The sequence below is a fragment of the Mycobacterium heidelbergense genome (genome assembly GCF_050205645.1).
Lineage (GTDB): Bacteria > Actinomycetota > Actinomycetes > Mycobacteriales > Mycobacteriaceae > Mycobacterium > Mycobacterium heidelbergense_A.
The window spans coordinates 57323-70547 of the sequence record NZ_JBNMQT010000005.1 but is presented as its reverse complement, the minus strand read 5'-3'; the positions used below and the strand labels follow the sequence as shown (position 1 = coordinate 70547).

The following is a 13225-nucleotide window of genomic DNA, read 5'->3' as shown; positions in this document are numbered from 1 at the left end:
GAAATTTTCGGGGGCATGATCGCGAATTTTGTGGAAATAGCTTTCGCGCCGCTAGGCCGCAATTCGGCGGCACCGCTGGGCGCTTCCGCTGCTGGTGTGGGTGTCGTAGGATCTGACTCCACGTTACGGGCCTCACGAAGGACCATTGCGATGGCTATGCCAGCGACAACCCCGCTTGCCGTCACGAAATTGGGCAGGCATATCGGCGCCCGCATCGATGGAGTGGCGCTCGGCGGCGACCTCGACGCGGGCGTGGTGGATCAGATCCATCAGGCGCTGCTGTGCCACAAGGTGATCTTTTTCAGGGGTCAGCACCACCTCGACGACGAGCAGCAGTACGCCTTTTCCCGGTTGCTCGGCGCCCCGCTTGATCAGCTGGCTTTCGACTCCGACTACCGCAAGGCGACCAACTGGCACACCGATCAGACATTCGCGCTGAATTATCCCAAGGCGGCAATACTGCGCGCGATCACCCTGCCGAGCTACGGGGGATCGACCCTTTGGGCCTCGACTGTGGCCGCCTACGCCGCGCTGCCCGAGCCGCTCAAGCTCCTGACCGAAAACCTGTGGGCGTTGCACAGTAGCCGCTACGACCAGGTCGGCCACTTTCAAGGCCTAGGCCACGTTCTCATCCCCGGCGGCTCACCTGCTCGCCATCACGCCGCAGGCAACATGGACGTTCCGGGTGAGCAACAGCCGCTGCGGCAGGCGCCCCCGGCGCCGGACTTCCGCACCGAGCATCCCGTTGTGCGCGTGCATCCCGAAACCGGCGAGCGGGCGCTGCTTCTCGGGCAGTGGGTGCGGGGATTCCCGGACCTCGAGAACTACGAGTCGCAGGTTCTTTTCGAACTGCTGCAAAGACGTATCACGTTGCCCGAGAACACGATTCAGTGGCAATGGACACCCGGCGACGTGGCGATTTGGGACAACTACGCAACCCAACATCGCGCGGTTGACGACTACGACAACCAGCACCGTCTGATGCATCGCGTCACCCTGAGCGGCGAGGTGCCCGTAGATATTCACGGGCGACAGAGTCGGTCGGTCAGTGGCGGGAAGCTCGAATCGGTTGCGGGCTGATCGGGCCGACGGGCTGCCGATATCAACGACGGCCTAACCACGCGGACCGACTTCGCACGCTGCCCCGCGACCGGCCGACGCTCTCGTAAAGCCAGACCGCCTTCTTAGCCGGTGTCATCGACACGATTTCGCGGTGCTATAACCGCGAGCATGCTGCGCAACCTGGCGGACGTGGTCGGATCGAGCCACGTCGTCACCGACCCCGACGTGCTGGCCGGCCGCAGCGTGGACCACACCGGGCGCTACCGGGGCCGGGCCAGCGCGCTGGTGCGGCCGGGTTCGGCCGAGCAGGTCGCCGAGGTGCTGCGGGTGTGCCGCGACGCCGGGGCGCACGTCACCGTGCAGGGCGGCCGGACCTCGCTGGTGGCCGGCACCGTTCCCGGGCACGATGACGTGTTGCTGTCCACCGAGCGGCTGCACACTGTCGGTGACGTCGACACGCTCGAGCGCCGTGTGGAGGTGGGTGCCGGCGCCCCGCTGGCCGCCGTGCAAAATGCCGTCGCCGCAACGGGTTTGGTGTTCGGCGTCGACCTGGCCGCCCGCGACACGGCGACCATCGGCGGCATGGCCTCGACGAATGCCGGCGGGCTTCGCACTGTCCGCTACGGCAACATGGGCGAGCAGGTCGTCGGTTTGGAGGTGGCGCTGCCCGACGGTTCGCTGCTGCGCCGCCACAGCCTGGTGCGCCGCGACAACACCGGCTATGACCTGCCGGCGCTGTTCGTCGGCGCCGAAGGGACCCTTGGTGTCATCACCGCGCTGGATCTGCGACTACACCCCGCCCCGTCGCACCGCGTGACGGCGGTCTGCGGGTTCGCCGACCTGGAGGCGCTCGTCGAGGCAGACCGGACGTTTCGGGACGTCGACGGAATCGCCGCGCTGGAATTGATCGACGGCCGCGCCGCCGCGCTGACCGGCGAGCATCTCGGGGTCGGTGCGCCGGTGTCCGGCGACTGGTTGCTGTTGGTGGAGCTGGCCGCCGACCACGATCAGACCGATCGGCTCGCCGATCTGCTCGACGGTGTGCAGATGTGCGGCGAGCCCGCCGTGGGCGTGGATGCGGTTGCGCAGCAACGGTTATGGCGTGTTCGCGAATCGCTGGCGGAGGTGCTCGGTGTGTACGGGCCGCCGTTGAAGTTCGACGTGTCGCTGCCCCTGTCGGCCATCGGCGGGTTCGCCCGTGAGGCGGTTGCGTTGATCCGTGCGCGCGTCCCCGACGCGCTGCCGGTGTTGTTCGGCCACGTCGGCGAGGGCAACCTGCACCTCAACGTCCTGCGTTGCCCGGCCGAGCACGAGTCGGCGATCTACGCGCCGATGATGGGTCTTATCGCGCGGTGCGGAGGCAACGTCAGCTCGGAACACGGCGTCGGCAGCCTGAAGCGGCCCTATCTCGGGATGTCCCGCGAACCGGCCGACATCGCCGCGATGCGGGCGGTCAAGGCCGCCCTCGACCCCACCGGCTACCTCAATGCGGCGGTGTTGTTCTAGACGCCACCCACCGCGAGCGTGCGCGGAACGCCGGCCGCGGCGGCGTGTCGCTGTACAGACACGCACGCTCGCAAGCGGGAGGTGCCCCCAGCGCGCGGCGGCAAAGTTATGCCGATTTGATTCCGACGGCGTGCCGCAGCTGCGCGAGGAATTGTTCGGCGTCGTCGCTGGGCACGATGTAGTGCGAGATGGCGATCCGGATCACCGTCGCCGCCTTGACCGCGGCGTTGGGGCCGGGCAGGTGCCGTTGCAGCCCGTCGCGCATCTGCGGGATGACGTGGGAAAACTGGGCGATGGTGTGCTCGGGTTCGACGTCGACCATGCGCACCCCGGAGTACGAATGCTGGTACTCGACGATGAACCGCAGCACGGCGTCGAGCTTGTCGACGCCCTTGAGGCCGGCGGTGGCCTTGACCAAACCGCTTTCGAAGAGCTGCCGCTCGTATTGCGAAAACGCCGACAGTAGCTCCTCTTTGGACGCGAACCAGCGGTACAGCGTCGGCCGCGAAACCCCGGCCTGGGTGGCCACTTCGGACAGGCTGAGCTTGGTCTTGCCGTTGCGGCCGAGCACCTCGGCGGTCGCCAACAGGATGCGCTGTCGCGTCGAGGTGTCGATCTCCGCCGTTTGGACCGGATGGCTCATAAGACAAACCCTACGAAGTAGCGCAAACGTGTCACGGGTTCTTCGCTTCCCGCCGGGGCCGGCTGCGCACCAGCACCGACTGCTGGATCGCACCGACCGCCCCCTGCTCGTCGAACAATGTGCCGACCGTGGTCCCGATTCCGTCCGGCCCGTAGCTGGTCTCCGCGCGAATGCCGATCCAGTCACCGTCGGGAACGCGGAACACGTGCACGGCCAGGTCGGTGTTCAGGAACGTCCACTTGGTGATGTCCAATTTGCTGCCGATGCCGTTGGCGCAGTCGGCCACCGCGAACAGCCGTTCCAGCGGCGTCATGGTCTCGCCCTTGACGAGGTCCACGGTTGGGTTGATCCAGGATTCGCCCGGGCCCGCGCTCAGCGGTTCGGTCAGCCACAGCCAATCCAGGCTGTGCACGTAGTTGCGGTCCCAGTCCCGCGCCTTGAGGTTGCGGTCGCGGGCCTCGGATCGCGGTCGGGGCATCGGGGCCGCGGCGTGCGCCACCGGCCGGGTGTCCTGGTGCTGCAACCGCCATCCGCTGGCGCGGGCCACGGGCCGGAGCTCGCCGTCGGGGCCGGGGGCCAGCATCTCGGCACCGACCAGTTCGATCTGCTTGCCGCCGCGTTGCATCCGCGAGCTGACCCAGAGGTCGCCCTCGGCCGGGACCCCACCCAACAGGTCGATGACGACCCGGGACAGGCGGGTGTCGTCGCGCGGCTCGCATCGCTCCAGCGCCCGCACAAGCAGCGCCGACACCGGGCCACCGTGCTGTATCGCCGCCGACCAGGTGCCGCGCGCCAGGTCGGTGGCCCGAAACTTCTCGCCCACCGCGTCCGTAGCGATGAGCTCGTAGTACGAGTCGGTCACTCGTCCCCCTCGTGGTCGTGCGGGTCAGGGCAGGCCGGCGCCGGGCGTTGCCACCGTCACGGCGTCCAGCCGCGAGAGCCGGGTGCCGACGAGGCGCTGCGGATACGCGTCGGTGCTCGACAGCAGAAACAGTGTGCGGCGCTCGGGACCGCCCAGCGCGCAGGCGATGGCGACGCGCTCACCCATGTCGATGCGGTCCGTCACAACACCGCCCTCGCCGACCCGCTCGAACTGGTGCGCCAGCGTCATCGACGTCCACACCGCGCCTTCGGCGTCGAGCGCGATGCCGTCCGGCGGGCCGTCCAGGCCGTCGGCGAAAATCCGGCGGTCGCGCAGCGCACCCGGGTTGCCGTCGTCGCCGATGGTGAACGCGGACAGGCGCCGGCCGATCGATTCGGCGACGATCAACGTCTGTCCGTCCGGCGTGATGACCATCCCATTGGGAAAGTCGAGATCCTCCGCGACGACGGTGGCGCGGTCGTCGGGATCGAGCCGGATGATGACCCCACCGGAGAACGCCTGTGACCCGATGTAGGCGCGTCCGGCGTCGTCGATGACCATGTCACCGAGGTTGGCCGGGGCGAGCTCGGTGAGATCGGCGATGGTGGTGACCGTCTCGCCGTCGTAGCGCAGCACCTGGCGATCCTCGGCCGAGGCGATCAGCAGCGACCCGTCGGGCCGAAATCCCAGCCCGGACGGGGAGCGCCCGGGCAGCGGCAGCGTGGTCAGCGAGCCGCCCATGGTCGACGTGTGGACGGCCTCTCCCAGCATGTCGGAGAACCACAAGAGGCCCTCGAACCAGCGCGGGCCTTCGCCGAAGCAGAAGCCGTTGGCCAGCGGCTCGGGAATCATCCGCTCATGCCTTTACAAAACACCGCAAAAGTGTCACGCACCGCGGGTGTCGGTGTCAATTTTCCGCTCGGGCGAGCTCCCGTGCGACGGCCTCGTGATAGGCGTCGATCTTGGCCGGATTGGCTTGCTGGAACAGTTGGTCGGGCAGCGGCGCGTGTTTGAAGGCCTCGATCGTCATGGTCCGGGCGAACAGCGTGATGTCGTGGCCGGGCCTGCTGAATTGGTACGACACGGTGATGCGGCCCTCCATCCCGCTTTTTAGACCGGTGGGGTCGTCGCGATCGTGGCCCAGGCGACCGATGGAGTTGAACACGAAGAGCGTCGGCCGCCTGGCGATGGCCAGCTGCCAGCTGAAGATCCGGTCGCCGTCGGGACCCGCCTCCACCCAGGTGTCGCCCACCTTGAGCGGAAGCTCCGGCAGCTCGCCGATGTGCGCGCTGCCGGGGTAGGTCTTGGTCCAGTTCGCCGGGTTGGTGACGAAGTCGTACACGGTCTCGGCGGACTGGGTGAATGCGGTTTCTGAGGTGCTGGTGACGATGCCCAATTGCGTTGCCTCCCTGTGCTTTCCGTTGGCGGGCCGAGTGACTAGGGTGGGTCGGGTGCCCGGCTGGCCGGGCGTCCGCCGCCCAGCGCCCCGCCCGCCGGGCACTGGCGGCAGAAGCCTGTGCTTTGTTAGCCAAGCTTTACAAATCTTACTCAAAGTGTCACGCTGAGCCGTGAGCTGCTAGCGCGAGAGGTGGAGCGGATTGACTAAGGCTTCCGAGGAATCCGAGCAGACCGAGTGGACGGTGCAGGGCCTGCTGGATCTGTTCGACGTGCGCCCTGACGGGCAGGACCGGTTCACCGGCGACACCGCGGGCGACATCGGAGCCGGCGGCGACGAACGGCAGGTGGTGGAAGGCACCCAGGTGCTCGCGCAGGCCATCGTCGCGGTGGCCAAACGATTCCCGGACAAGTCGGTGCGCTCGGCGCACGCGGTGTTCTCCCGCGCCGTCGCCGTCGGCCCCCCGATCGAATTCATCCTCGACGTCGTGGCCGAGGGCCGGTCCACCGCGACCGCGGTCGTCGCCGTGCACCAGAACGGGCGACGCTGCCTGAGCATCACCGTGTTGGCCGACGTCCCCACCGCCGACGTCATCCGCCACCACCTGCCGCGACCCGACGTGGCCGGGCCGGCCGACGCAAACCACGCCGAGATGCCGATGATCGGGCGCGAACTGCGCCTCGTCGACGTCGTCGACGTCAACAGCCCCGACGAGGTGGGGCCGCCGGAGCTGCATGCGTGGCTGCACTACGATCCGATCCCGGCCCGCGACGATCTGGCCAAGGCGCTCGTCGCGTACTTCACCGGCCATCTGGGCATCTCGACCACCATGCGCGCGCATCCGGGGATCGGTACCAGTCAGGCGCACCTGACCGTGTCCACCGCACCGATGAGCATCTCCGTCGCGTTCCACGAGCCGCTCGGTTGGGACGGGTGGCTGCTCTACACGCACGAGAGCACACAGGTGGGCGCGGGAATGTCGTACGTGCGGGGCACCGTGCACTCGGAGGCCGGAGACCTGTTGTGCTCCTTCGCTCAGGAGGCGCTGATCCGGCCGCTGCGCACCAGCGACACGGCCATCGACTCTCGCGCGCGATTCTGACGGCTGGGCTTTGCGATGCAGTTCACCATCACGCACCCGATGCACAGCCATCCGTACAACCCGGAGTTCTTGAGCGGCGACGGAATCGGGAAGGTGGCGGCGGCCACCGAGGCGGCGGGCATTCACGGCTTCGGGTTCACCGACCACCCGGCGCCGTCGCAGCGGTGGCTGGAAGCCGGCGGACACGACGCCCTGGATCCTTTCGTCGCACTGGGTTTCGCGGCGGCGACGACGACCACGCTGCGGCTGATCCCCAACATCGTGGTGCTGCCGTATCGAAACCCCTTTGTGGTGGCCAAGTCCGGCGCCACGCTGGATCTGCTCTCCGGCGGCCGGTTCACGCTCGCGGTCGGCGTCGGCTACCTCAAACGGGAGTTCGCGGCGTTGGGTGTGAGCTACGACGAACGCGCGGAGCTGTTCGAGGAAGCACTGCAGGTGATCCGGGCGATTTGGACCAGCGACGACATGTCGTTCGAGGGAAAGCATTTCAGCGCGCGCGGCATCACCGCGCACCCCCGGCCGGTCACCAGCCCGCATCCGCCGATCTGGATCGGCGGGAACACGGCGGCGTCCCGCCAGCGCGTGGCGCGCTACGGCGATGGCTGGTGTCCGTTCCCGGCCCCGCCACAGTTGGCGCAGACGGCCGGCACCGCCGTCATCGATTCGGTGCAGCGCCTCAGCACCGCGATCGAGGATCTGCGGCGCCGCTGCGACGAGGCGAGCAGGGATTGGTCGACGATCGACGTCACCTTCACCAACTTCGAGGGCGGCAGCCCCGCCGCCGACGAATTCAACGCCGACGCTTACCTCGACGGCCTGGAAAAGCTTGCCGCCCTGGGAGTTACGTGGGTGAGCGTCGGGCTGCCCGGCGACAGCATGGCGCACGCGCTGGAAACCCTCGACCGGTTCCGCGCTCGGGTGATCGACGCGATGTAAATGGACTTCTCACACGTCGAACTCAGCGCCGAGGATCAAGCCTTTCTCGAGGAGACCCGGGCCTTCATCACCAAGCACGTCACCGACGACGTGCTCCGCCGCCAGCGGGAGTTCGGCGAAAACTTCGACGAGCAAGTGCATTTGGTGCTGGGCGAAGCCGGCTATCTGGCCTCGGATTGGAAGCTCGAGTCCGAGGGCGGATTCAGCGCGGTTCGCCGGCGCATCTTTCACCTGGAGATCGCCCGGGCGCACACGCCCTGGTATCACTGGGGCACCACCTCCGTCGTCGCGCGGCTCGTGCAGCAATTCGGCGCGCCCGAACTCGCGGGCAAAGTCGTACCCGGTGTGCTGTCGGGCGAGATTCGCCTCTGTCTGGGCTACACGGAGCCCGAGGGCGGCTCCGATGTCGCCACCTGCAAAACCCGCGCGGTGCGCGACGACGATACCTGGATCATCAACGGTTCCAAGATGTTTACGTCGAACGCGCAGAACGCCAGATACGTCTTTCTGCTCACGAATACCGACCCGCAAGGGCCGAAACACAAAAATCTGACCATGTTTCTGGTGCCGCTCGATTCACCGGGCATCGAGATTCAGGGCATCCGCACCCTGGACGGCGATCGCACCAACATCGTCTACTACAGCGACGTACGCGTCGACGATCTCTACCGGATCGGTGAGGTCAACGGCGGCTGGACGGTGATGCGCGCCGCGCTGGATTCCGAGCACGGCCTCGTCGATCGCGACGAGCATGGCCTGCAATACCTTGCGGCGATGGGAGCTCACGGCGACGTGATGGCCGAAGTGGTCGACACCGTCGCGGGCATCGTCGGGCCCGCGGCCGACGAGTCGGTGAAGTACCGGCTTGGGCGCAGCGTCGCGCGGGTGGAGGCGGCGCTGTCGACGCCCGGCATGTTCGGGCGCGTCGCGGTCGCCCAGACGATGCGCGACATCTCCGCCGATGTGATGGACATCGAGGGGACGGCGTCGGCGTTGCCCGCCGATGCCCACGGTTGCATCGGCGAGGGCGCGGCGGAACACCTTTACCGGCTCGCGCTGCCGCTCGGGATCTACGGTGGCACCCTCGAGGTCTTCCGCAACATGATCGCCCAGCACGAGCTCAAGCTGGGACGGCCTAGCTACCCGGGGTGAGTGGCAGCACGGCGACGACGTCGGCGCGGGCGGCGTCGAAACTCAGGAACCCTTTGATGGGAAGGCTTTCCGGGGGCGGGTCCGCGTAGCTCCAGGCGACGTCCTCGACGACCTGGTCGCCCGAGACGGCGGACCAATACGTCGCGAATCCCTTGTAGTTGCAATAGCTCGACGTCTCCGAGCGCCGCAGCAGATCGGTGCGCACGTGCGAGGGATCGACGTAGAGGCGCGGTTCGAGCGCCGTCTCGAACAGGATCACCGTGTCGTCGGTGTCCACCAACACGGTGTCGGCGACCGAGACGCGCAGGCGGCGCCGCGTCGGGCGGCAGTCGACCCGATGGTAGGGATTCGGCGGGTAGTGGACGAGTTCGCGGCCCTCTTCCAGCCAGGTGTCGACGGCGTCCCAGGGCACGTGGACGAAGCCCGCCGCCTCCGGCTCGGGTTCGGTGGGCAGGTCGCCGACCTCGTCGGCCGGAAACGCATAGCTGAGCGGACTACCCTGCCGGTGCACCAGCAGCGCCCGCTCGGTGTCGATCACCGCGCGCCCGTCTTTGAAGGCCTGGACACGCCGCGGGTGCGGCTCGACGAAGACGACCTCCGAGGGCAGCGCGGGCGAGAACCGCCCGGCCGGATCGCCGCTGAGCGGACCACGTCCGGCTACCAGACTCATGGATTCATTGTCGCCTACTGCGCTCGGGTCAAGATCCCCGAGACGCCCAAACGTTAGTGTGCAGCCATGGCAGGACCGGTAGCGGGCATCAAAGTCGTCGAACTCGGGGTCTGGGTGGCCGGGCCGGCCGCCGGCGGCATCCTGGCCGACTGGGGCGCCGACGTGATCAAGATCGAGCCCCCGCGTGGCGACCCCGGGCGCATGTTCGGCCGGATGCTGGGCTGCGACCTCGGGGTCAACCCGCCGTTTGAAATGGACAACCGCTCCAAGCGCAGCATCGTCCTAGACCTCACCACCGAAGAGGGCCACGGCATCGCATTCGAATTGCTCGCGGACGCAGACGTTTTCGTCACCAACGTGCGCCCCGGTGCGTTGCGAAAGCTGGGCCTCGACTTCGAGTCGGTGTCAGCCCAACACCCCCGCCTTGTTTACGGCCTGATCACCGGATACGGCGAAGACGGGCCCGACGCCGACCGCGCCGCCTACGACGTCGCCGCGTTTTGGTCGCGCGCCGGCGTGGCGCACCTGCTCACCCGGCCCGGTGACACCCCGCCGTTTCAGCGCGGCGGCATGGGTGACCACTCGGCCGGCATGACGCTGGCCGCGGCCATTTGCGCGGCGCTGCTGTCCCGCGAACGCACCGGGACCGGCCAGCTGGTGAGCACCTCGCTGTACCGCCAGGGCGCCTACACCGTCAGCTTCGATATCAACACCTATCTGCTGACCGGCCAGCCGATCGCCATCGGGCAACGCGAAACCATGGGCAACCCGTGCATGAACAACTACACCGCCGGCGATGGCCGCCGGTTCTGGATCGTCGGCCTCGAGGGCGACCGGCACTGGCCGCCGCTGTGTCGCGCCGTCGGCCGCCCCGACTGGCTCGACGATCCCCGATTCGCCGACGCCCGCGCCCGCGCCGTCAACGGGGCGGCGCTCATTGCCGAGTTGGACGAGATCTTCGCGACCAAACCGCTTGACGAATGGGCGGACATCTTCGCGGGAGAACCCGATTTCTTCTGGTCGCCGGTCAACAGCATCGAGGACGTCGTCGCCGACGAGCAGTTCCATGCCGCCGGCGGCATCGTCGACGTACCGGACAAAGAATCCAGCGTGCCGATGGTGGCGACACCGGCCGATTTCCATGGCACGCCATGGTCACCGCGTTCTGCGGCACCGGAACTCGGCCAGCACACCGACGAAATTCTGGCCGAACTCAAGGCCCGCCGCGGCGTGTGACCGCCGGTCGCACCTTTACAAAGTTGCGCCGAAGTGTCACGCTGTCCGGTGAGCCGCGTGGCGGCCGACAGCCCAGGACGAGCGTTGCGGTAACGCCGATGCACAGTTTCGGTGCGGCGGTGAGGAACGGATTGATGGTCACTCCCTACATCAGCGAGAGCAGCCGGCTCGGTGCCGCGCGGACAACCCGGGCGGACGGTGAGTGCCTGCGATATCGGCTGGACGTCGTCGCGGCCAGCGCGGCCGACGTCGTGCAATCGGCCGGGGGCTGGCTCTACGACCGGGTGATGGCCGGATGGCAGGTGACCGTGCTGCTGCCGGAGGGCTGCGACTCCCGGTCGCTGCGGATCCTCGGCGTGCGGACATCGGAACTGGGCGCGCACTTAGCGGGAACGGGCTCGCCCAGCCACGGCCTGGCCGTCAGCGCCGAGGCATTCACGGCCGACGCGCGGGTTCGCGACACCGTGCTCAAGTCGCTGGACAACGGTTTGACCGAAGTCGCGCTGTGGGGCGACGGCTGGCCGCTGGGCGTGAATCGCGTGACGACGAGGGCGCAGCACGTACTGAGCGCGGCGGCGCGGACGTTCAAGGGCTACGCGCTTGCGGCCGCGGGGATTTCGTGCGCCACGGTCGATCGCACCGAGCCACTGCTGTGTGACACCGCTACGTGTTCGCGGGCCGACTCAGAGTTGATCCGGATCGACTAGCGCCGACTAACCCATGACTCGCCCATGAAGAAGTACTACGGCCACACCCTGCTCTATCTACACGAGACGATCTCGCTGGGCTCCGGTCGCAGCGATCGCTTCACCGAAGTCTTCTCCGACACCTACCAGCCGATGATGGCCGAACTCGGCGCCCGGCTGTTCGCGATCTGGGAATCCACCCCTTACAACGGCCACTGGCCGCAAGTGACGATCATGTGGGAGATCGACGCCTTCGCCGACTACGCCAGGATCGGGGCGGCGCAGGCACGCGGCGGCAGCCACGAGGCGGCGGCCGGAAAATGGTCGGCGTTTTTATCCGACATCGGCGCCTCGGGGGAGGGGCGAATCATGTATCCCGGACCGAGCAACAAAACGCTGGCGCAGCTGAGAGAGTCCAATTTCGCCGCGCCACTGGTGATTCAGGAGATCATGCAGACCAAGCCGGGCCGCCAGGACGACTACATCCGCGAGCTGGAGCGGCTCTACGTGCCATGGTCGGAGCGCACGGGAAAGCGTTGGCTGGGTTCGTTCACCACGACGTTCCGCTACAACGAGGTCATCCACTACTGGGCACTCGACGGCGGCTGGGAATGCTTCGCCAATCACTACCCGTCCTGGAAGGACAGCCCACCGGCCGAGATCGTCACCTGGATGAGCGTTGCGCCCGCGCTGCGCGACGGCTGGGAAGATTCGATTCTGCAGGCCCTACCGCCCTCGCCGCTGCAGTGACGGGCGCACAAGTGGACTTCACCTACGACCCATTCGACGCGTGGGTGATGGCAAACCCGTTGCCGTACTACCGAATCCTGCGCGAGCGCTATCCCGTGTACTACATGCCACAGTGGGATACCTTCGCCCTGTCCCGCTTCGAGGACATCTGGCGGGTCCTCGAAGTCAACGATGGGACATTCGTCGCCTCCGAAGGGACGCTGCCCGCGGCCGCCGTGTTGGCCAAGCACAACGCAGGGCCGGTCGGTGACCCGCCGTTGCATCCGCTGCCCTTTCACGCGGTGTTCGACGCCGACTTGTACGGCGAGATACGCCGCGCCCATACCCAGCCGCTGCGGCCCCGGGCGGTCGCCGGGCTTGGCGACCGGATCCGCGCGCTGGCCAACGAAAGGCTCGACCTGCTGCTGCCGCAGGGCTCGTTCGACCTGACCCAGGACTACTGCGGCGTCGTGGTGGCCTCGGTCGTGTGCGAATTGCTGGGTATACCAACCGATCTCGCGCCGCAGGTGCTGGCCGCGGTCAATGCCGGCAGCCTTGCCGAGCCCGGCGTCGGGGTCGAGGTCGCCGACGCCAGGCCGAACTATCTGGAATACCTCGTACCGTCGGTGCAGCGGCGCCGGGCCGACCCGTCCGGGGACGCGTTACCCGTCGTTGACGGCCTGCTCGGCTACCGATTGCCCGACGGCAGCGCCCTGTCCGACGTCGAAGCCGCGACGCAGATGTTGTGCATCTTCATCGGTGGGACCGAAACCGTGCCGAAGATCGTCGCCCACGGCCTGTGGGAACTCAGCCGGCGGCCCGACCAATTGGCCGCGGTGCGCGCCGACGCGAACGCCAACGTGCCGGTCGCCCGCGAGGAGATGATCCGGTTCTGCGCGCCGGCGCAGTGGTTCGCCCGAACGGCGCGGAAGCCCTTCAGCATTCACGACCAGACGATCCGGCCCGGCCAGCGCGTCATCACCCTGCTGGCGTCGGCCAACCGCGACGAGCGCGAATACGAAGACCCCGACGAGTTCGTCTGGAACCGACCCATCCGCCGTTCGCTGGCCTTCGGTCGCGGTCAGCACTTCTGCATCGGCTATCACCTGGCCCGGCTGGAAATCGATGTGCTGCTGACCGAATGGCTGCGGCGGGTGCCGGACTACGCAATCCAGAGCGAGGCCGCCACCCGGCTGCCATCCAGCTTCCAATGGGGATGGAACAAGATCCCCGTGGAGGTCTGAC

Annotated in this window: 14 protein-coding genes; 9 read left to right on the top strand and 5 right to left on the bottom strand. The window is 67.7% G+C overall.

The features are described 5' to 3' along the window. Positions 1-156 precede the first annotated feature (156 nt). Positions 157-1080, top strand: a complete 924-nt coding sequence (locus ACQI5H_RS07010; protein WP_427078859.1) for a TauD/TfdA dioxygenase family protein — start codon at positions 157-159, stop codon at positions 1078-1080. Between the two features lie 150 nt (positions 1081-1230). Next, positions 1231-2568 carry an FAD-binding oxidoreductase gene (locus tag ACQI5H_RS07005; RefSeq protein WP_427078674.1) on the top strand — a complete coding sequence of 446 codons (1338 nt, stop codon included), beginning with the start codon at positions 1231-1233 and terminating at the stop codon, positions 2566-2568. Positions 2569-2674: 106 nt separating this feature from the next. Here ACQI5H_RS07005 and ACQI5H_RS07000 read toward each other — a convergent pair whose 3' ends face one another. From ACQI5H_RS07000 to ACQI5H_RS06985, 4 genes are read right to left on the bottom strand one after another with little or no spacing between them, the layout of a single operon-like run. Next, positions 2675-3211, bottom strand: a complete 537-nt coding sequence (locus tag ACQI5H_RS07000) for a TetR/AcrR family transcriptional regulator (protein ID WP_427078673.1) — start codon at positions 3209-3211, stop codon at positions 2675-2677. Between the two features lie 31 nt (positions 3212-3242). Then, complete coding sequence (locus ACQI5H_RS06995; RefSeq protein WP_427078672.1) at positions 3243-4073, bottom strand: thioesterase family protein; 831 nt, start codon at positions 4071-4073, stop codon at positions 3243-3245. 24 nt (positions 4074-4097) lie between these two features. Then, entirely contained in the window at positions 4098-4925 is an 828-nt protein-coding gene (locus ACQI5H_RS06990; RefSeq protein WP_427078671.1) for an SMP-30/gluconolactonase/LRE family protein, read from the bottom strand. 55 nt (positions 4926-4980) lie between these two features. Further along, positions 4981-5469 (bottom strand): SRPBCC family protein, encoded by a 489-nt coding sequence (locus ACQI5H_RS06985; protein WP_427078670.1) that lies wholly within the window; start codon positions 5467-5469, stop codon positions 4981-4983. A gap of 202 nt (positions 5470-5671) precedes the next feature. On the opposite strand from ACQI5H_RS06985, the gene ACQI5H_RS06980 reads away from it, so the two are divergent. The 3 genes from ACQI5H_RS06980 to ACQI5H_RS06970 are packed head-to-tail and all read left to right on the top strand — an operon-like array spanning position 5672 to position 8659. Continuing rightward, positions 5672-6571: an acyl-CoA thioesterase gene (locus ACQI5H_RS06980; RefSeq protein WP_427078669.1), complete on the top strand. Its 900-nt coding sequence runs from the start codon at positions 5672-5674 to the stop codon at positions 6569-6571. A gap of 15 nt (positions 6572-6586) precedes the next feature. Further along, entirely contained in the window at positions 6587-7507 is a 921-nt protein-coding gene (locus ACQI5H_RS06975) for an LLM class F420-dependent oxidoreductase (protein ID WP_427078668.1), read from the top strand. Continuing rightward, positions 7508-8659 carry an acyl-CoA dehydrogenase family protein gene (locus tag ACQI5H_RS06970; protein ID WP_427078667.1) on the top strand — a complete coding sequence of 384 codons (1152 nt, stop codon included), beginning with the start codon at positions 7508-7510 and terminating at the stop codon, positions 8657-8659. On the opposite strand, the gene ACQI5H_RS06965 is transcribed toward ACQI5H_RS06970, so the two are convergent. Continuing rightward, positions 8643-9329, bottom strand: coding sequence for a DUF427 domain-containing protein (locus ACQI5H_RS06965; RefSeq protein ID WP_427078666.1), 687 nt, complete (start codon positions 9327-9329; stop codon positions 8643-8645). The two genes, ACQI5H_RS06970 and ACQI5H_RS06965, sit on opposite strands and share 17 nt — an antisense overlap. 66 nt (positions 9330-9395) lie before the next feature. Between ACQI5H_RS06965 and ACQI5H_RS06960 the strand changes: the two genes are divergently transcribed. The 4 genes from ACQI5H_RS06960 (at position 9396) to ACQI5H_RS06945 (ending at position 13224) form a co-directional block, all read left to right on the top strand. Continuing rightward, complete coding sequence (locus tag ACQI5H_RS06960) at positions 9396-10565, top strand: CaiB/BaiF CoA transferase family protein (RefSeq protein ID WP_427078665.1); 1170 nt, start codon at positions 9396-9398, stop codon at positions 10563-10565. Between the two features lie 134 nt (positions 10566-10699). Then, positions 10700-11272: a hypothetical protein gene (locus tag ACQI5H_RS06955; RefSeq protein ID WP_427078664.1), complete on the top strand. Its 573-nt coding sequence runs from the start codon at positions 10700-10702 to the stop codon at positions 11270-11272. Positions 11273-11296: 24 nt separating this feature from the next. Next, a complete protein-coding gene (locus ACQI5H_RS06950; RefSeq protein ID WP_427078663.1) occupies positions 11297-12001 on the top strand; it encodes an NIPSNAP family protein in 705 nt (234 codons plus the stop codon). Positions 12002-12012: 11 nt separating this feature from the next. Further along, entirely contained in the window at positions 12013-13224 is a 1212-nt protein-coding gene (locus tag ACQI5H_RS06945) for a cytochrome P450 (protein ID WP_427078858.1), read from the top strand. The last annotated feature ends 1 nt before the right edge of the window (position 13225 follow it).

Bases quoted from the DNA above. Each gene is read 5' to 3' on its own strand.
- ACQI5H_RS07010 (WP_427078859.1), top strand. From the start codon at position 157: ATGCCAGCGACAACCCCGCTTGCCGTCACGAAATTGGGCAGGCATATC.
- ACQI5H_RS07005 (WP_427078674.1), top strand. From the start codon at position 1,231: ATGCTGCGCAACCTGGCGGACGTGGTCGGATCGAGCCACGTCGTCACC.
- ACQI5H_RS07000 (WP_427078673.1), bottom strand. From the start codon at position 3,211: ATGAGCCATCCGGTCCAAACGGCGGAGATCGACACCTCGACGCGACAG.
- ACQI5H_RS06990 (WP_427078671.1), bottom strand. From the start codon at position 4,925: ATGATTCCCGAGCCGCTGGCCAACGGCTTCTGCTTCGGCGAAGGCCCG.
- ACQI5H_RS06975 (WP_427078668.1), top strand. From the start codon at position 6,587: ATGCAGTTCACCATCACGCACCCGATGCACAGCCATCCGTACAACCCG.
- ACQI5H_RS06970 (WP_427078667.1), top strand. From the start codon at position 7,508: ATGGACTTCTCACACGTCGAACTCAGCGCCGAGGATCAAGCCTTTCTC.
- ACQI5H_RS06965 (WP_427078666.1), bottom strand. From the start codon at position 9,329: ATGAGTCTGGTAGCCGGACGTGGTCCGCTCAGCGGCGATCCGGCCGGG.
- ACQI5H_RS06960 (WP_427078665.1), top strand. From the start codon at position 9,396: ATGGCAGGACCGGTAGCGGGCATCAAAGTCGTCGAACTCGGGGTCTGG.
- ACQI5H_RS06955 (WP_427078664.1), top strand. From the start codon at position 10,700: ATGGTCACTCCCTACATCAGCGAGAGCAGCCGGCTCGGTGCCGCGCGG.
- ACQI5H_RS06950 (WP_427078663.1), top strand. From the start codon at position 11,297: ATGAAGAAGTACTACGGCCACACCCTGCTCTATCTACACGAGACGATC.